The organism is Kitasatospora sp. NPDC048545 (genome assembly GCF_040651155.1).
Lineage (GTDB): Bacteria > Actinomycetota > Actinomycetes > Streptomycetales > Streptomycetaceae > Kitasatospora.
Window position 1 is genome coordinate 143,697 of sequence record NZ_JBEZIQ010000016.1, and the last position, 18,452, is coordinate 162,148.

The following is an 18,452-nucleotide window of genomic DNA, read 5'->3' on the forward strand; positions in this document are numbered from 1 at the left end:
AAATGCCGACCGCCGACCCCAACCCTAAACTTGACCTTTAGGGTTAGTCCTGTGTCTCCGTCACATCACCAACTGACACAGTCTGGTGACACAGGACACTAGGTCGCCCCGGGCACGTGTTTCAACGAACACGCCGAGCTTCCCTTTTTCTTTTGAGCCTATGTGATCATCAGCCGGCTTAGGAAACCGGGGTGACCACCAAGGGTCGGGCCGACACTTCGAGGCGTCAACCCCTCCCTCAGGCACAGAACCTACCGGATCATCCCGACACCGCCGGCGCCTCCGGCGCCGTCACGTCGAAGTTCGTGCCCTTCTGATTCATCAGTGCCACCAGCACCCGGGCTTTCCGGTCAATTTGCTCCGGACTCCCCCAGCGCACCGTCGCACCCCCGCTGAGCTGCAGCTCGATGTCGTCGTACGAGTGCACCAGCACCGCCCCGGCCCGCTTGGCGACCTCCGGTGGCAGCCCGGCGGCGACCGCCACCGCGCCCCGGACCAACTGCGGGCGGGAGATCACCCCGTCCACGTCATTCGCCTGCTGACTGAGCCGCAGCTCCACCACCGGCACGCCCTCCGGCGGGGCCGCCTCGGTGGCGAAGCTCACGCCGGCGGCATCCACCTGGGTGAACCGGCCGTCCTCCCCCTTGACGGCGGCCACCGCCGTGCGCTGTACGACCTTCACCTGCAGCGTGTGCGGCCAGCCCCGCCACACCTCGGCCCTGGCCACCCGGGGGATCGCCTCCACCCGGTGCCTGACGTCGTCCAGGTCCACCCGGGCCAGCGGGCCGTCACCGAGCCCGCCGATCGCGCCGCGGACCTGGACCGCCGTCAGTCTGTCGTCGGTCGTGCCCTGGACGGCGACGCTGCGCACGTCCAGCACCGACGAGTAGAACACCAGCCAGGCCAGCCCGCCCAGCACCGCGGCACCGAGCACGCTCAGCACCACGACGCCCCGCCGGGAGAGCCGGAGGCGAGAAGCTGACTCCTCGTCCTCCAGCTCCGCCTCGAGCGGGTCGGCGGGCCGGCCGTCAGCCACGGCGGCGACCGCCGCGGTGGGCCTGGATCGCCTCGTAGACCATGCCGACCAGCAGGTCGTCGGCGTCGCGGCGGCCGAACTCGGCCGCGGCCCGGCTCATGTCCCACAGCCGCTGCGGGTCGGTGAGAACCGGCAGCACGTTCTGCAGCACCCAGTCCGGGGTCAGCTCGGCGTCGTCCACCAGCACGCCGCCGCCGGCCTTGACCATCGGCTGGGCGTTCAGCCGCTGCTCGCCGTTGCCGATCGGCAGCGGGACGAAGGCGGCGGGCAGGCCGACGGCCGCCAGCTCGGCCACCGTCATGGCACCGGCCCGGCAGAGCATCATGTCGGCCGCCGCGTAGGCGAGGTCCATCCGGTCCAGGTACGGCACCGGGCGGTACGGCGGCATCCCGGGGACGTCCGCGACCTGCGGCAGCTCGTTCTTCGGGCCGACCGCGTGCAGAATCTGCACGCCGTACTGCTGCAGCCGCGGGGCGATCGCGGTGACCACCTCGTTGAGCCGGCGGGCACCCTGGGAGCCACCGGAGACCAGCAGGGTGGGCAGCCGCTGGTCGAGGCCGAAGTAGTGCCGGGCCTCCGGGCGGGCCGCGTTGCGGTCCAGGGTGGCGATGGTCCGGCGCAGCGGGATGCCGATGTACCGGGAGTCGCGCAGCTTGCTGTCGGGCGTGGAGACCGCCACGAAGTCGCTGTAGCGGGCACCGATCTTGTTGGCCAGGCCCGGACGGGCGTTCGCCTCGTGCACCACGATCGGCACACCGGCCCGCTTGGCGGCCAGGTAGGCGGGCATCGCGACGTAGCCGCCGAAGCCGACCACGGCGTCCGCGTTGACCCGCTCGATGATCTCCTGGGCGGCCCTGACGGTCCCGCGCAGCCGGCCGGGGACGGTGATCAGCTCCGGGGTGGGCTTGCGGGGCAGCGGGACGGCCGGGATGAGCTCCAGCTGGTAGCCGCGCTCGGGTACCAGCCGGGTCTCCAGACCGCGCTCGGTGCCCAGGGCGGTGATCCCGATGGACGGGTCGTGCCTGCGGAGGGCGTCCGCGAGGGCCATGGCCGGCTCGATGTGACCGGCGGTCCCCCCGCCGGCGAGTACGACATGCACCGAAATTCACCGCTCCCTGCGTGCCGGCCCGGGGGCCGGGCGCGCTGTGGTTCGTCGTCGTGGCAGCACCCGGGCCAGTCGCTTCCTGATCCGGGAGTTCTTGTTCCGGGCGGCCAGGGCCGCCTTCGCGCCGGAGGTGCTCCGTGCCAGGCACAGCAGCACACCGATCGCGGACATGGCCGACAGCATGGCGGACCCGCCGTAGGAGAACAGCGGGAGCGGGACGCCCGCAATGGGCAGCAGTCCCAGCGCCGACCCCAGGTTGATCATGGCCTGCGCCATGATCCAGGTGGTGGCGGCTCCCGCGGCGTACCTGACGAAGGGATCCTTCGTGCCGATGGCCACACGGATACCCGCGTAGCCTAGTGCCGCGAAGAGGCCGATCACCGACAGCGTCCCCACCAGCCCCAGTTCCTCACCGGTCGCGGCGAAGATGAAGTCGGTGTGCGCCTCGGGCAACTGGCCCCATTTCTCCACGCCGGCGCCGAGGCCGGTCCCGAAGCCGCCGCCGTTCGCGAACGCGAAGACGCCGTGCAGGGCCTGGAAGCAGGCGCCCTCGGGGTCGAGCTTGGTGACGCCGATGCAGCCCAGGCGCTCCGCCCGGTGCGGGACGGTGACGACCAGGGCGGTGCAGACGACCACGGCCACCCCGACGGTGGCCACGAACAGCCGCAGCGGCGCTCCGACCATCCACAGCAGGGCGAACACCATCGCCACCAGGATCATCGAGGTGCCCATGTCGCCGCCGAACATGATCAGCGCGAGCAGCAGCAGGGCCCCCGGCACCAGGGGCACCAGCAGGTGCTTCCACGAGTTCAGCGTGCCGGCCTTCTGCTTGCGGGCGAGCAGGTCGGCGCCCCATAGCACCAGTGCGAGCTTGGCGAACTCGGACGGCTGGAACTGGAAGAAGCCGAAATCCAGCCAGTTCTGGTTGCCGTTGATCCGCACCCCGATGCCGGGCACGGCGACCAGCGTGAGCGCGCCGATCACCCCGAACATCACCGGGTAGACGATCACCCGCAGCACCGCCACCGGGACGGAGGCGAAGCCGATCAGCAGGACGAGACCGAGGATGGCCGCGATCAACTGCTTGAGGAAGTAGTACTGGGCCGAGTGGTGCTGGTTCAGGGCGAGGATCTGCGAGGCCGAGAAGACCATCATCAGACCGAGCACGACCAGCAGCAGGGTGCTGCCGACCACCAGCAGGTACGGCGTGAGCGGCCGGTCCAGCCAGTACCGCACCCGGGCCCGGAGGGCCTGGACGCGGGCCAGCGGACCGGCCGACTTGTACTTGGTCGTGGTGGCGGAGATCACTCGCCACGGCTCGGCGGCGTCCTGCTTGCCAACGCCGGAATCCGCCCTGCCCTGCCCCGCCACCGCTCCCCGCTCACTCTCTCCGTACGACGCGCACGACGCGCGGCGCCGTCACGCCGCCCGCTACTCGTTCGCCAGCCCCCGGACGGCCGCCGCGAACATGTCGCCGCGCTCGCCGTAGTTGGTGAACATGTCCATCGAGGCGCAGGCCGGCGCCAGCAGCACCGTGTCACCCGATCGGGCGAGCGACGCGGCCGTGCGGACGACCTCGGCCATCGCCACCGCGCCAGTCTGGCCCTCGGCCGCCTCGATCACCGGCACATCCGGAGCGTGTCGCTCCAGCGCCTCCCGGATCAGCGCCCGGTCCTGGCCGATCAGCACCACGGCGCGCAGCCGCTCGGCCGCGCCCTGCACCAGGTCGTCGAAGGTCGCGCCCTTGGCGATGCCCCCGGCGATCCAGACGATCGGGCGGTAGGCGGCCAGCGAGGCGGCTGCGGCGTGGGTGTTGGTGGCCTTGGAGTCGTCGATGTACGTGACCTCGCGGACCACGCCGACCTCGGCGATCCGGTGGGCGTCCGGGCGGAAGGCCCGCAGGCCCTCGCGGACGGCCTTCGGCTCGACGCCGTACGCCCGGGCCAGCGCCGCTGCGGCGAGCGCGTTCGCGATGTTGTGCGGGGCCGGCGGGTTGACGTCCTCGACGGAGCCCAGCTCCGCCGCGTTCTTGGTCCGGTCCTCGATGAAGGCCCGGTCCACCAGCAGCCCGTCCACCACGCCGAAGTTCGACGGGCTCGGCGCGCCGAGGCCGAAACCGATCGCCCGGCAGCCCTCCTCGACGTCGGCCTCGCGAACCAGCGCCTCGGTGGCCGGGTCGGCCAGGTTGTACACGCAGGCGACCACGTTGCCCTCGTAGATCCGGCCCTTGTCGGCGGCGTACGCCTCCATCGAGCCGTGCCAGTCGAGGTGGTCGGGCGCCAGGTTGAGCACGGCCGCCGAGTACGGGCGCAGCGAGGGCGCCCAGTGCAGCTGGTAGCTGGAGAGCTCGACGGCGAGCACGTCGTACGGCTCCTCGGCGAGCACCGCGTCCAGCACCGAGACCCCGACGTTGCCGACGGCGGCGGTGCGCTTGCCGGCGGCGGCGAGGATCGAGGCGAGCATCTGGACGGTGGTGGTCTTGCCGTTGGTGCCGGTGACGGCCAGCCAGGGGGCGGGCTCGCCGGTGCCCGGCAGCGGCTTGCGCAGCCGCCAGGCGAGTTCGACGTCGCCCCAGACCGGCACCCCGGCCGCCTCGGCGGCGGCGAACAGCGCGCTGTCCGGCGCCCAGCCGGGCGAGGTGACGATCAGCTCGGTGCCCTCGGGCAGGCTCGCGCCGTCGCCGAGGCGCACGGTGACACCCTGTGCCTCCAGCTCGGCCGCCCGGGCGACCAGGCCGGGCCCGCTGCCGCCGTCCACGACGGTGACGCGGGCGCCGAGGCCGTGCAGGACGCGCGCGGCGCTGATGCCGGAGACGCCGAGTCCGGCGACGACGACGGGCAGCTCGGGGAACTGCGGATTGGTCAGCTGGGGGTTCGTCATCCGGTCCGGTATCCCGCGTAGAAGAGGCCGAGGCCGACGGCCACGCAGAGGCCCTGGATGATCCAGAAGCGGACCACGACCAGGACTTCGCTCCAGCCCTTGAGTTCGAAGTGGTGCTGCAGTGGTGCCATCTTGAAGACGCGCTTGCCGGTCATCCGGAAGGAGCCGACCTGGATGATCACCGACAGGGTGATGATCATGAACAGGCCGCCGAGCAGGATGAGCAGCAGCTCGGTGCGGGAGCAGATCGCCAGACCGGCCAGGGCGCCGCCGAGGGCGAGCGAGCCGGTGTCACCCATGAAGATCTTGGCGGGCGAGGTGTTCCACCACAGGAAGCCGAAGCAGGAGCCCATCAGGGCGGCCGCGACCACCGCGAGGTCCAGCGGATCGCGGACGTCGTAGCAGGCGTTGGTGGCGGACAGGAAGTAGGCGCAGCTCTGGCCGTACTCCCAGACGCCGATGAAGGTGTAGGCGCCGAAGGCCATCACCGAGGCACCGGTGGCGAGGCCGTCCAGACCGTCCGTCAGGTTCACGCCGTTGGAGGTCGCCGCGATCATGAAGTACGCGAAGATGACGAACAGCACCGGGCCGATCGACCACTTGAAGTCGCGCACGAAGGACAGCGACTGCGAGGCCGGGCTGAGCCCCCGGTCGTCGTGGAACTGCAGTGCCAGGACCGCGAAGACGAGTCCGACGATGGACTGACCGGCCAGCTTCGCCTTGGCCCGCAGTCCCAGCGAGCGGCGCTTGACGACCTTGATGTAGTCGTCCAGGAAGCCGACCAGGCCGAGGCCCGTGGTCAGGAAGAGCACCAGCAGCCCGGAGGCGGTCGGGGGCTCGCCCGTTATCGCCTTGGTGCCGAAGTACGCGATCAGGGTCGCCAGGATGAAGGCGATGCCGCCCATGGTGGGCGTGCCCTTCTTGCTGTGGTGCGCCTTGGGCCCGTCATCGCGGATGTACTGGCCGTAGCCCTGCCGGGCGAGCAGCTTGATCAGGGCGGGCGTGCCGAGCAGCGAGAGGATCAGGCCGATCATCCCGGAGATGAGGATCTGCTTCATCATCGGGCAGCACCGTCCGCAAGGAGGGCCTCGGCCACCTTCTCCAGCCCCACCGAACGGGACGCCTTCACCAGGACCACATCCCCCGGCCGCAGCTGACTGCGCAGCAGATCGACCGCCGCGTCCGCGTCGGACACCAGCACCGACTCCTCACCCCACGAACCTTCGTTCCTCGCGCCGAGTTCCATGCAGGCCGCCTCGCGTCCGCCGACCGCCACCAGCTTGGTGACGTCGAGCCGGACGGCGAGCCGCCCGATGGCGTCGTGCTCGGCCAGGCTGTCCTCGCCGAGCTCCCGCATCTCGCCGAGCACCGCCCAGGTGCGGCGGCGCTCCGGGCCGCGCCCCCCCATCGAGACCAGCGCCCGCAGCGCGGCCCGCATCGAGTCGGGGTTCGCGTTGTAGGCGTCGTTGACGACGGTGACACCATCGGCCCGGTCGACGACCTCCATGCGCCAGCGGGACAGCGCACCCGCCTCGCCCAGGGCTGCGGCGGTGTCGTCGACGGACATCCCGAGCTCCACCGCCACCGCGGCGGCGGCGAGGGCGTTCGAGACGTGGTGCTCACCGTACAGGCGCAGCTGCACGGGCGCGGAACCGGCCGGGGTGGTGAGCGTGAAGGACGGCCGTCCGGTGGCGTCCAGGCGAACATCCGTCGCCCGGACGTGGGCGTCCGGGGACTCCCCGAACAGGACCACCTTCGCCTTGGTGCGGGAGGCCATGGCGCGCACCAGCCGGTCGTCCGCGTTGAGGATCGCGGCCCCGTCCGCGGGCAGCGCCTCGACCAGCTCGCCCTTGGCCTCGGCGATCGCCTCCTTGGAGCCGAACTCGCCGACGTGGGCGGTGCCGACGTTCAGCACCACGCCGACCCGGGGCGGGGTGATCGAGGTGAGGTACTCGATGTCGCCCTTGTGCCGGGCACCCATCTCCATCACCAGGTGCCGGGTGCCGGCCTCGACCCGCAGCGCGGTCATCGGGTGGCCGATCTCGTTGTTGAGCGAGCCGGGCGGGTAGACGGTCTCGCCGTGGCGCTGGAGCAGCTGGGCGATCAGGTCCTTGGTGCTGGTCTTGCCGGCCGAGCCGGTCAGCGCGACCACGGCGGTGCCCTCGGCGCGGGCGACCACGGTGCGGGCCAGCCTGCCGAGCGCCTCCACCACACTGTCGACCAGGACGGCGGGCACGCCGACCGGGCGGGAGGCCAGCACCGCGACGGCGCCGGCCGCGACCGCCGTGGTCGCGTAGTCGTGGCCGTCCACCTGCTCGCCGACGAAGGCCGCGAACAGGCCACCGGGGCTCACCTTCCGCGAGTCGACCTCGACCGGGCCGGTGACCAGGACGTCCGGGTCCGCGCCGTCCAGGGTGCCTCCGACTGCGGCGGCCACCTCGGCGAGGGTCAGTGCGATCACTGCTGCTCTACTCCTCGGTCGCCCCGCACGGCCGTGGTCCGCGCGATGGACTCGCGCAGCACCTCCCGGTCGTCGAAGGGGCGGATCTCGTCTCGTACGTACTGGCCGAGCTCGTGGCCCTTGCCGGCCACCAGCACGGTGTCCCCCGCGCGGGCGCGGGCGACCGCGAGCTGGATCGCCTCGGCCCGGTCGGGAACGACCAGAACGGCCCCGCGTTCGGCCTCGGGCACCGCGGCGGCGCCGGTCAGCATAGTGGCGAGGATCGCCAGCGGGTCCTCGCTGCGCGGGTTGTCGCTGGTCAGCAGGGCGGTGTCGGCGAGGCGCGCGGCGATGTCGCCCATCGGGCCGCGCTTGTGCGGGTCGCGGTCGCCACCGCAGCCGACGACGACGTGCAGCCGGCCCTTGGTGACCTCGCGCAGCGAGGCGAGGACGGCCCGCAGGGCGTCCGGCTTGTGCGCGTAGTCCACGACGGCCACGAAGGGCTGCCCGGCGTCCACCCGCTCCAGCCGGCCGGGCACGCCGGGGACGGCGGCGACGCCGGCCACGGCCTGCTCCAGCGGCAGTCCGGCGGCGACCAGCAGGGTGATCGCGGCGAGCGCGTTGGCGACGTTGAACGGGCCGGGCAGCGGCACCGCCGCGTCGGCCTCGGCGCCGTCCGGGCCGAGCACCCGGAAGGTCGAGCCGACCGGGCCGAGCCGGACGTCCACGGCCCGCCAGTCGGCCTCCGGGGCTCCGGTGGCGGAGAAGGTGGTCACCGGGATCTCGGCCTCGCCGGCGAGCCGGCGGCCGTACTCGTCGTCCAGGTTGACCACGCCGTGGCGGGACTTGCCGGGCTGGAAGAGCCGGGCCTTCGCCTGGAAGTAGTCCTCCATGTCCGGGTGGAAGTCGAGGTGCTCGGGCGTGAGGTTGTTGAACAGCGCGACGTCGTACGCGACGCCGTCGGTGCGGCCGAAGACCAGGGCGTGGCTGGAGACCTCCATGGTCACCGCGTCGGCGCCGCGCTCGGCCATCACGCCGAGGATCGCGTGCAGGTCGGTGGCCTCGGGGGTGGTGCGCTCGCTCTTGATCCGCTCGTCGCCGACCCGCATCTCGACGGTGCCGATGACGCCGGGGGTCCGCCCCGCGCCGCGCAGGCCGCCCTCGACCAGGTACGAGGTGGTGGTCTTGCCGTTGGTACCGGTCAGCCCGATCATCAGCAGCCGCTCGGAGGGGCGGCCGTAGACGATCGCGGCGAGCTCGCCCATGACGGCCCGCGGCCGCTCCACGACGAGCAGCGGCAGGCCGGTGCCGGCCGCCAGCTCGGCGCCGGCCCGGTCGGTGAGCACGGCCACCGCGCCGGACTCGGCGGCCTTGGCCGTGAAGGCCGCGCCGTGGTGGTTGGCGCCCGGGAAGGCCACGTACACGTCGCCGGGGCGGACCGCGCGGGAGTCGTGGGTGACGCCGGTGACGGCACCTCCCTCGACGGGCGGGAGACCCAGGCGGGCGGCCAGCTCGGCGAGCGGCAGAGCGGCGGTCCCGGTCGGGCGGGGCGGACTCACGGTGGTTTGATCGGGTTTCGGCACGGCGGGAAGGCTATCCGTCGAAGGGTGTCCAGGGCCAAACCGGCCCCGCGCCGCGCCGTCGTCCAGCCCGGCCCGCTCGTCGTTCATCCTCGCTCACGGCTTCCACTCGACGGGCAGGTTGGGTGCCTGGCTGCCGCTCGGCGGGACCTGCAGGGTCTTCAGGGTGAACTCCATCACCTGCTTGAACACCGGTCCGCACAGCTGGCCGCCGAAGTGGCCGTTGACCGGGCCCTGGAGGGTACAGGAGACGGTGACCCGGGGGGCGTCGGCGGGGGCGAAGCCGATGAAGGAGGCGGTGTAGCCGTCGTAGCCGACGCCGTTGGCGGCCCCCCTGTCGGCGGTGCCGGTCTTGCCCGCGACCCGGTAGCCGGGGATGGCCGCCTTGCCGCCGGTGCCCTGCTCGTCGTCGACGACCGACTCCAGCATCGAGGTGAGGGTCTTGGCCGTCTCCGGGCCGACCACCCGGGTCTGCTCCCCCGGCGGCGTCGCGGTGTACTTGCCGTCCGGGCCGGTGACGCCCTGGACGATGCTGGGCGCGACCCGCACCCCGCCGTTGGCGATGGTCGAGTAGACCGAGGTGGCCTGCAGCGCGTTCATCTGCAGCGGTCCCTGGCCGAACGAGATGTTGTACTTCTCCGACGCGACCAGGTCCTCCGGCTTCTTGAGCATCCCGGGGGTCTCCCCGGGGAAGTTCAGGCCGGTCGGCTGGGCGACGCCGAACTTGCGCATGTAGCCGTCCAGCACCTTGTTGGCCTGGAGCTGGTCGCCGCCGCCGAGGGTCTCGATCGCCTCGATGGTGCCGATGTTGGAGGACTTGGCCAGCACCCCGGCCAGGGTCAGGTACCAGGGGTCGTGGTTGACGTCGTCCTTGAACTGCTGGCCGGCGCGGACCAGCCGGTTGGGCACGGTGACCTTGGTGTCCCAGGTGGCCTTGCCGGAGTCCAGGACGGCGGCCAGGCTCATCAGCTTGGCGGTGCTGCCCGGCTCGTACGCGTCGACCAGGGCGGGGTTGCCCAGCTGGGCCTGCTTGGAAAGGCTCAGGTCGTTCGGGTTGAACCCGGGCGCGGTGGCCATCGCGAGGACCTGGCCGGTCTTCACGTCCTGGACCACCACGTAGCCCTTCTCCGCGCCCGAGTTGGCCACCTGGTCGGTGATCGCCCGCTGGGCGGCCCACTGGATGTCCCGGTTGATCGTCAGCTTCACGTCGCTGCCCGGCACGGCCGGCTCCATCGAGCCGCCGGCGGTGGGCACCAGCCGCCCGCCCGCCTGGGCATAGCTGCTGTGGCCGTCCTTGCCGGTCAGCTGCTGCTGGTACTGCAGCTCCAGGCCGCCGGCGCCCGCGCCCTCGCCGTTGACGAAGCCGACCAGGTTGGCGGCCAGTCCGTCGGCGGGGTACACGCGCTTCTGGGTCTCCCGGTTGAACACCCCGGCGAGCGGGTTGGCGCACTCGTTGTCCACCCGGGTGCGCCCGCCCTGGTCGGCGGGCTTGCCGAGCAGCTTCTTCTGGACCTGGCAGGCGCGCGAGCCGGCCTGCTTCTCCAGGCTCGACTTGAGGTCGCTGATCTGGTTCTTGGCGGCCGGGGTCTGCTGGGCGGCGAGCCTCTTGTAGCGGGTCTTGGGGGTGTGCAGGTCGGCGGCGATCTTCTCCTTGGGCACGCCGAGGATCGGCGACAGCAGCGCGGCCGCCTGCTCCGGCGCGTCCGGGATGCCGGTCGCCTCCGGGGTGAACATCGCCGGGTCGGCGGTGATGTCGTACGCGTCGACGGTGGCGGCCAGCGCCACCCCGTCGGCGGACGTTATCGAGCCGCGCTCGGCGGTGATCGGGATGTTCAGGTAGCGGTTGGTGTTGGCGTCGGCGGCCAGCGCGTCCGAGTCGACCAGCTGGAGCTGGATCAGGCGGCCCGCGAAGACCGAGAACACCAGCGACATCACGATGGTGATCACCCGCAGCCGGCGCTTCGGCTCGGCCAGCTTGAGCGCCTTGGGGCGCTGCGGCAGCCGGCTCTTCGGGCGCGGCCGCACCGCCGCCTGGCTGCGGGCCGGCGGACGGCTCTCGGGGCGGCGCTGCTGCGGGGTGCGCGGGGTCGTACGGGACGTGCCGGCCTTGCCGGGCTGGGCCTTCGCGGGCTGTACCTTTGCGGGCTGCGCCTTCGCGGACTGACCGCGGGCGGGCTGGCCCTTCGTCGGCTGTGCCTTCGCCGGCTGGCCCTTCGCAGGCTGCCCCTTGGCCGACGGCGGACGGTCGGCGGCGGACTGCCCGCGGGGCGCGGCGCCCCTGGGTACCGGGCGGCGACCGTTGCCGGATCCCGAGCCGGAGCCCCCGGTGGGCTGACGAGGCGTGGTCATCGAGCGGCACCCCCGCTCGGCCGCGCGGGCGTGGCCGGGTTGAGCTGGATCACCGAGTCGCCGGCCGAGGCGGCCGTCGTCGGAGCGGCGGGCGTGGTCGCCGCGGCCGGCGGAGCCGGCGGCTGGGCGGCCGGCGGCTGGGCGGCCGGCGGCTGGGTGCCGTTCGGCTGGGGCTTCGTCGGCCACGGTTCGGCCGTCGAGTGCTTGACCGGCGGGCTGTCCTGCGCCGGGCCGGGCGTGCCGACCACCTTGCCTCCGTTCGGGACGTCCAGGAAGGCCATTCCGGCAGCCGGGACCATGCCCAGCTCGGCGGCCCGCCTGGCCAGTGCGTCCGGGGCCGAGCTCTGGTCGATCTGGTGCTGCAGGCTCTGCTGCTCGTCGGTCGCCACGGTGGTCTGCTTCTGCAGCCGGGACAGCTCGAAGGAGCCCTCGTTGAGCGCGGTGTTCAGGGCCAGCAGCCCCAGCAGGCCCGCCGCCAGCAGCACCACGACGAGCACCGCGAACGGCGTGCGCCCCCGGACCGGACGCTTCCCCGGCCGGACCGTGATGCGTGCCCTGCCCTGCCCGGGGAGTCCTCCCCGCCCCGCCCGGACCTCACCGGCCACCGGCCCCACCGCTTTCCTCCGCCCTTCGGACCCCGCCGGACCGCTTCGTCAGCCCCGCTTGCTTCGGTCCCTGATCCTCTCCGCCACCCGCAGCCGCACGGGCGCGGCGCGCCGGTTCTCCTCGATCTCCTCCTCGGTGGCCAGCTCGGCACCGCGGGTGATCAGTTTGAGCCAGGGCTGGTGCTCCTCCGGGATGAACGGCAGCCCGGGCGGGGCGGTGTTGGTCGCCCCGGCGGCGAGGTACTGCTTCACCAGGCGGTCCTCCAGCGACTGGTAGGACATCACCACGATCCGGCCGCCGATCGTCAGGGCCTCCAGCGCCCCCGGGATCGCCCGGTCCAGGACCTCCAGCTCACCGTTGACCTCGATCCGCAGCGCCTGGAACGTGCGCTTGGCCGGGTTCCCGCCGGTGCGGCGGGTCGCCGCCGGAATGGCGTTGCGCACCAGATCGACCAGACGCGCGCTGTTGCTGAACGGTTCCTTCGCCCGCTCCCGCACGATCACCGAGGCGATCTTCCCGGCGAACCGCTCCTCGCCGTAGAACTTCAGGATCCGGGCCAGCTCGCCGTGACTGTAGGTGTTCAGCACCTCCGCCGCGCTGATCCCCCGGGTCTGGTCCATCCGCATGTCCAGCGGCGCGTCCTGCGCGTACGCGAAGCCGCGGTCCGCCTCGTCCAGCTGCATCGAGGAGACGCCGAGGTCGAACAGAACGCCGTCCACGCGGTCGATGCCCAGGCGCTCCAGCACCTCGGGGATCTCGTCGTACACGGCGTGCACCAGGGTCGCCCGGTCACCGAAGGGGGCCAGCCGCTCGCCGGACAGCTTCAGCGCCTGCGGGTCGCGGTCCACCGCGACGAGCCGGACCTCGGGGAACTGGGTGAGCAGCGCCTCGCTGTGCCCGCCGAGGCCGAGGGTGGCGTCCACCACCACGGCGCCGGGCCGCGAGATCGCCGGCGCCAGGGCGTCCATGCACCGCTGCAGCATCACCGGAACGTGCTTGGGGCCCGGTTCGTTGGTGGTCATGCGCGGTAGCGCCCTTCCTCGGTGCGGAGCAGCCCGACGTCCGGGAGCTGCGACCATTCTCGCCCACCGTCCCCCGGCACGACGAAGCGGCCCGTGGTCCCCGCCCGCTCAAGGGGAAGATCGTGACCGCCCGGCGCCGGGGAAGGTGCGCCAGGTGGGCACGGAGCGGGTGGAGGCCACGGGCCGCATCGACCGGCCGCACCGGCCGGGAAAGCCCGGTTGACGGGCTCCGACGGGTGTGCTCCACTGCGCCGCAAACTCTATCGCGCAGGCCCTTCCAGTCAATGGTCCGCTCCGGCGCACCACCCGGGCGGCCGTACGGATCACCGCAGGTCGCGGCCGTTGGGATGGCCCTACGGCGTCCCGATCCGGGGGCCCTCGGAAACCGTCGCGCGCCCCCACCCCGCGACCGCGTACGACCCATCCGGGACCGACCCGGACGGCCCCCTCCCGTTGTGGCGATGCGCTCGATCACGGCCGCCGGTTCTGTAGCTCTCCACCCCACCGCGGACACCGGATCGGCACTAACGTCGCCGGCATGACAGTGACTCCCGACCGGCCCACGCCGAACGCCGCTGCCGACCCTGCCCGACCCACCATCATCGACCGCTTCGTCTCGGCCAACCGCGAGTACGCGGTGACCTTCCGGGACGGCGGCATGGACGCCCGCCCGGTGCAGAAGATCGCCGTGGTGGCCTGCATGGACGCCCGCCTCGACCTGTTCGCGGCGCTCGGCCTCGAACTGGGCGACGCGCACGTCATCCGCAACGCCGGCGGTGTCGTCACCGACGACACCATCCGCTCCCTGACCATCAGCCAGCGCGCCCTCGGCACCCGTTCGATCGCGCTCATCCACCACACCGGCTGCGGTCTGCTCGGGCTCACCGAGGACTTCCGCCGCGAGCTGGAGCTGGAGGTCGGCCAGCGCCCGCAGTGGGCGGTGGAGTCCTTCGTCGACCTGGACGGCGACGTCCGCCAGTCCATGCAGCGTGTCCGCACCTCGCCCTTCCTCCTGCACACCGACGACGTCCGGGGCTTCGTCTTCGACGTCCACACCGGCCTGCTCCGCGAGATCAGCTAGGACCGCCCCGTCCGGCCGGCGCCCCGAACCGCCCGCGCCTCGTCCCGAGCGACGGCGTTCGGGCATTCGGGGTCGGCCGAATGGTGACTTCTGGCCACCGCGCGGGGGAGAATGCGCCTGCCGGTCGGACCCCGAACCACCTGGGGCGGCCGGGCCGCAGGCCGCCTCCCCGACGCCGGATCCGCCATCGGAACCGACCCCGGGACGGCCGCGTCAAGCATGGGGTGGGGTCCGGCCTCTGGACGGGGCGGGCACAGGGTGCCAGGGAGCGTAAACGGGTGACGAGCTACAACGATCAGGCCGGTCTCGGTGGTCCTGTGGGGGGCGAGCAGAGGGCGAACGGGTACCAGCAGGTCGGGCTCCCCGAGCTCGCCGCGGTCGTGGACCGGGTCCGCGCCAACGTCGAGAGCGTGATCGAGGGCAAGCCGGAGGCCATCCGCATCGCCCTGACCGTCCTCCTCGCCGAGGGCCACCTGCTCCTGGAGGACGTGCCCGGCGTCGGCAAGACCATGCTGGCCAAGGCGCTCGCCCGCTCCGTCGACTGCACCGTGCGCCGCATCCAGTTCACGCCCGACCTGCTGCCCTCGGACGTCACCGGCACCAACATCTACGACCAGCAGCAGCACGACTTCGAGTTCCGCCCGGGCGCGATCTTCGCCCAGATCGTGGTCGGCGACGAGATCAACCGCGCTTCTCCCAAGACCCAGTCCGCGCTGCTGGAGTCCATGGAGGAGCGCCAGGTCACCATCGACGGCACCAGCTACGAGCTGCCCTCGCCCTTCATGGTCGTGGCCACCCAGAACCCGGTCGAGATGGAGGGCACCTACCCCCTCCCGGAGGCCCAGCGCGACCGCTTCATGGCCAGGATCTCGATCGGCTACCCCAGCCCCGAGGCCGAGCTCGCCATGCTGGACGTGCACGCCGGCGCCAGCCCGCTGGAGGACCTCCAGCCCGTCGCGCACGCCGCCGACATCCTCAAGCTGATCGACCTGGTCCGCACCGTGCACATCGCCGACCCGGTCCGCCGCTACGCCGTCGACCTGGTCGGCGCCACCCGCACCAGCCACGAGCTGCGCCTGGGCGCCTCGCCGCGCGCCACCCTGCACCTGGTCCGGGCCGCCCGCGCCGCCGCCGCGCTGGACGGGCGCGACTACGTCACCCCGGACGACGTGCAGCGCCTCGCCGTGCCGGTCCTGGCGCACCGGCTGATGCCGACCGCCGAGACCCAGCTCAGCCGCCGCACCTCGGAGCAGATCGTGACCGACCTGGTCGCCCGGCTGCCGCTGCCGCGCCCGCAGGGCGGCCCGGCCGTCCGGAGGGGCTGAGGTGGCCCAGTCCGACTCGGCGTCGGGGCTGCGGGCCGGGTTCCGCGGCCTCACCACCCGGGGCCGGTCCTTCCTCGCGGCCGGGGTCACCGCGGTGGTCTGCGCCTACCTGCTCGACCAGGACGCCCTGCTGCGCGTCGGCGTTTTGCTCGCCGCGCTCCCGCTGGTCGCCGTGGTCGTGGTCGCCAACACCCGCTACCGGGTGGCCAGCGGCCGCCGGCTCAGCCCGAGCCGGGCGGTCGCCGGCCAGGAGGCGAGGGTCCACCTGCGGCTCGACAACGTCTCCCGGGTGCCCACCGGCCTGCTGCTCCTGGAGGACAAGGTCCCGTACGTGCTCGGGCCGCGCCCGCGCTTCGTGCTGGACCGGGTCGAGCCGCGCGGCCACCGCGAGGTGTCCTACCGGGTCCGTTCCGACCTGCGCGGCCGCTACCCGCTCGGGCCGCTGCAGCTGCGGCTGTCCGACCCGTTCGGGATGTGCGAGGTGACCCGCGCCTTCACCGCCGCCGATGTCCTCACCGTCGTCCCCCTGGTCCAGGCCCTGCCGGCGGTCCGCCTCAGCGGCGAGTGGCTCGGCCAAGGCGAGAGCCACAGCCGCACCCTCGCGCTGGCCGGCGACGACGACGTGATCCTGCGCGAGTACCGGCCCGGCGACGACCTGCGCCGGGTGCACTGGCGCTCCACCGCCAAGTACGGCGAACTGATGGTGCGCCGCGAGGAGCAGCCGCAGCGGGCCCGGGCCACCGTCCTGCTGGACACCCGGGAGATCGGTCACCGGGGCAGCGGCCCCGCCTCGTCGTTCGAATGGTCGGTCAGCTGCGCCGCCTCGGTCGCCGCGCACCTGCTGGAGCGCGGCTACCAGACCCAGTTGCTCACCGACACCGGTCTCGCGGTCCCCGGTCCCGGCGCGGGCGGCCACAACCACGCCGCCGACACCTCCGGGCTGATCCTGGACGCCCTCGCGATCGCCGACCTGTCCGACGGCGGCACGCTCTCCCGCGCCGAGGAGCCGCTGCGCACCGGTGGCGAGGGCCTGCTGGTCGCCGTCCTCGGCGAACTGGACGACACCCAGACCGCCCGGCTGGGCCGGCTGCGCAGCCGCACCGGCGGGGCGATCGCGTTCCTGCTGGACACCGGCACCTGGGCCGGCCTGCGGATGCTCGCCCCGGACACCGGCGGCGACGAGTTCCGGGCCCGGGTCCGGAAACTGCGCGGAGCCGGCTGGACGGTCATCCCGGTGCGCGCCGGCGACTCCGTACCGGACCTGTGGCGGGCCGCCGAAGGCGCCAGGACGACCGCCCCCAACCGAGAAGAGGCCGGCGCGTGACCACCCGGGCCAAACTGACCGTCTACGCGGCGCTGGCCACCGCCCTCGCCTCGCTCTGCATGCTCCCGCTGCTCACCACGCGCAGCTGGCTGACCCACGCCGTCCTGGTGATCGCCGTCCTCGCCGCGGTCGGCGTCGGCCTGCGCCGCTCCCCGCTGTACCGCTGGACGGTGCCGGTCGCGCAGCTGCTGGTGCTGGTCCTGCTGATGCTGGTCGGCTTCGCCGGTGCCGGCGGAGTGCTCGGCGGCCTGGTGCCCGGGCCGTCCTCGATGCGGGTCCTGGACCAGGTCTTCTCCTCGGGCCTGGACGACATCCAGCAGTATGCGATCCCGGCGCCGCCCACCGCCGGCCTGCGGCTGATCCTGGTCTCCGCGGTCGGCCTGATCGCCGTCGCGGTGGACACCATCGCGGTGACCTACCGGCGCTCGGCCCTCGCCGGGCTGCCGCTGCTGGCGCTGTACTCGATCGGCAACGGCCTGGCCGGGGACCACGGCAGCTGGTTCTGGTTCGCGGTCGCCGCGGCCGGCTACCTGCTGCTGCTCTTCGCCGAGGGCCAGGACCGGGTCTCCCGCTGGGGCCGGGTCTTCCGCGGCAGCGCCCGCGGCACCGTGGGCTCCGGCACGGTCAGCCCGGGCGGCCGACAGGTCGGCGTCCTGGCGCTGGCCGTGGCGATACTGCTCCCCGTCGTCCTGCCGCACTGGAGCTCCGGGTTGCTGGACCCCGCCTCGGGCGGAACCGCCGGCAAGGGCGTCGGCGGGAGCGTGGCGACCAGCCTCGACCCGATGGTCAGCCTGGAGGCCGCGATCACCAGGCCCACCGACGCCGAGCTGCTCAGCTACACCCTGGACAGCGAGCAGGCCGACCAGATCTACCTGCGGACCGGCTCGCTGGACCAGTTCGACGGCACCAGCTGGCGGCTCAGCAGCACCGCGGTCAGCGACCTCCCGGAGTCGCTGCCCAACCCCGAAGGCCTGCGCAACGCCAACGTCCCCCGGATCGAGGGCGACTTCAAGGTCAGCGACCGGCTGGAGAAGAGCTGGCTGCCGATGCCCTACCCGGCCGCCTCCGTCCAGGTCCCCAACCGCGGCGACTGGAAGCTCGACCCGCTGACCCGCACCGTCGTCCCGGCCAACGACAAGGCGATCCGCGGCCTGCGCTACCACGTCAGCGCGCTGGACCTGCGGCCCACCGCCACCGAGCTGCGCCTGGCGCCCCCCGGGCCGCAGGACATCCGGGACCGCTACACCGCCGTCCCGTCCGACCTGCCCGGCGTGGTCTCCGACCAGGCCCGGCAGATCACCAGCGGCGCGAAGAACGACTACGACCGGGCGATGGCCCTGGTGAACTGGTTCACCGGGCCGGACTTCACGTACGACACCACGGTCGCCGCCGGCACCGGCAGCAACGCCATCGCGGTGTTCCTGCGCGACCGCCGGGGCTTCTGCGTGCACTTCGCCTCCACCATGGCGGCGATGGCCCGGTCGCTGAAGATCCCGGCCCGGGTCGCCGTCGGCTTCACCCCCGGCGACAACAAGGGCGGCAACGTCTACACGGTGACCGGCCGGATGTACCACGCCTGGCCGGAGCTGTATTTCGCGGGCTACGGCTGGATGCGCTTCGAGCCGACCCCCAGCCGCGGCGTCCCGACCCGCTACAGCGAGGCGTCCAACGCCCCGACCACGGCGCCGACCCAGCACGCGACCG

14 protein-coding genes are annotated in these 18,452 nt (G+C 72.9%); 4 read left to right on the plus strand and 10 right to left on the minus strand.

Annotated elements, in window-relative coordinates; translation table 11 throughout:
• Window positions 1-259: 259 nt before the first annotated feature.
• The 10 genes from AB0D10_RS17705 to rsmH form a co-directional block, all read right to left on the minus strand.
• Entirely contained in the window at window positions 260-1,036 is a 777-nt protein-coding gene (locus AB0D10_RS17705; RefSeq protein WP_360256933.1) for an FtsQ-type POTRA domain-containing protein, read from the minus strand.
• Window positions 1,029-2,135 (minus strand): undecaprenyldiphospho-muramoylpentapeptide beta-N-acetylglucosaminyltransferase, encoded by a 1,107-nt coding sequence (gene murG, locus AB0D10_RS17710; protein WP_360256936.1) that lies wholly within the window; start codon window positions 2,133-2,135, stop codon window positions 1,029-1,031. Before murG ends, AB0D10_RS17705 begins: the two co-directional genes overlap by 8 nt.
• A gap of 6 nt (window positions 2,136-2,141) precedes the next feature.
• Window positions 2,142-3,449 carry a putative lipid II flippase FtsW gene (ftsW, locus tag AB0D10_RS17715; RefSeq protein ID WP_360256939.1) on the minus strand — a complete coding sequence of 436 codons (1,308 nt, stop codon included), beginning with the start codon at window positions 3,447-3,449 and terminating at the stop codon, window positions 2,142-2,144.
• Window positions 3,450-3,572: 123 nt separating this feature from the next.
• Window positions 3,573-5,021 carry a UDP-N-acetylmuramoyl-L-alanine--D-glutamate ligase gene (murD, locus tag AB0D10_RS17720; protein WP_360256942.1) on the minus strand — a complete coding sequence of 483 codons (1,449 nt, stop codon included), beginning with the start codon at window positions 5,019-5,021 and terminating at the stop codon, window positions 3,573-3,575.
• A complete protein-coding gene (gene mraY / locus AB0D10_RS17725; RefSeq protein ID WP_360256944.1) occupies window positions 5,018-6,082 on the minus strand; it encodes a phospho-N-acetylmuramoyl-pentapeptide-transferase in 1,065 nt (354 codons plus the stop codon). Before mraY ends, murD begins: the two co-directional genes overlap by 4 nt.
• Window positions 6,079-7,482, minus strand: coding sequence for a UDP-N-acetylmuramoyl-tripeptide--D-alanyl-D-alanine ligase (gene murF, locus AB0D10_RS17730; protein WP_360256946.1), 1,404 nt, complete (start codon window positions 7,480-7,482; stop codon window positions 6,079-6,081). Before murF ends, mraY begins: the two co-directional genes overlap by 4 nt.
• The gene (locus AB0D10_RS17735) at window positions 7,479-9,044 is read right to left on the minus strand and encodes a UDP-N-acetylmuramoyl-L-alanyl-D-glutamate--2,6-diaminopimelate ligase (RefSeq protein ID WP_360256948.1); all 1,566 of its coding nucleotides are present in this window, start codon (window positions 9,042-9,044) and stop codon (window positions 7,479-7,481) included. Before AB0D10_RS17735 ends, murF begins: the two co-directional genes overlap by 4 nt.
• Window positions 9,045-9,137: 93 nt before the next feature.
• A complete protein-coding gene (locus AB0D10_RS17740) occupies window positions 9,138-11,390 on the minus strand; it encodes a penicillin-binding transpeptidase domain-containing protein (protein WP_360256950.1) in 2,253 nt (750 codons plus the stop codon).
• Complete coding sequence (locus AB0D10_RS17745; RefSeq protein ID WP_360256953.1) at window positions 11,387-11,887, minus strand: hypothetical protein; 501 nt, start codon at window positions 11,885-11,887, stop codon at window positions 11,387-11,389. The genes AB0D10_RS17740 and AB0D10_RS17745 overlap by 4 nt, the downstream gene beginning before the upstream one ends.
• 156 nt (window positions 11,888-12,043) lie before the next feature.
• Complete coding sequence (gene rsmH / locus AB0D10_RS17750) at window positions 12,044-13,018, minus strand: 16S rRNA (cytosine(1402)-N(4))-methyltransferase RsmH (protein ID WP_360256955.1); 975 nt, start codon at window positions 13,016-13,018, stop codon at window positions 12,044-12,046.
• A gap of 538 nt (window positions 13,019-13,556) precedes the next feature.
• Between rsmH and AB0D10_RS17755 the strand changes: the two genes are divergently transcribed.
• From AB0D10_RS17755 to AB0D10_RS17770, 4 genes are all read left to right on the plus strand, one after another.
• Entirely contained in the window at window positions 13,557-14,099 is a 543-nt protein-coding gene (locus AB0D10_RS17755; RefSeq protein ID WP_360256957.1) for a carbonic anhydrase, read from the plus strand.
• Window positions 14,100-14,479: 380 nt separating this feature from the next.
• Window positions 14,480-15,424, plus strand: a complete 945-nt coding sequence (locus AB0D10_RS17760; protein WP_360256981.1) for a MoxR family ATPase — start codon at window positions 14,480-14,482, stop codon at window positions 15,422-15,424.
• A 1-nt stretch (window position 15,425) separates the two neighbouring features.
• Window positions 15,426-16,748, plus strand: a complete 1,323-nt coding sequence (locus AB0D10_RS17765; protein ID WP_360256959.1) for a DUF58 domain-containing protein — start codon at window positions 15,426-15,428, stop codon at window positions 16,746-16,748.
• A partial coding sequence (locus tag AB0D10_RS17770) for a DUF3488 and transglutaminase-like domain-containing protein (protein ID WP_360256962.1) occupies window positions 16,745-18,452 on the plus strand: 1,708 nt, incomplete at its 3' end. The genes AB0D10_RS17765 and AB0D10_RS17770, both read left to right, overlap by 4 nt.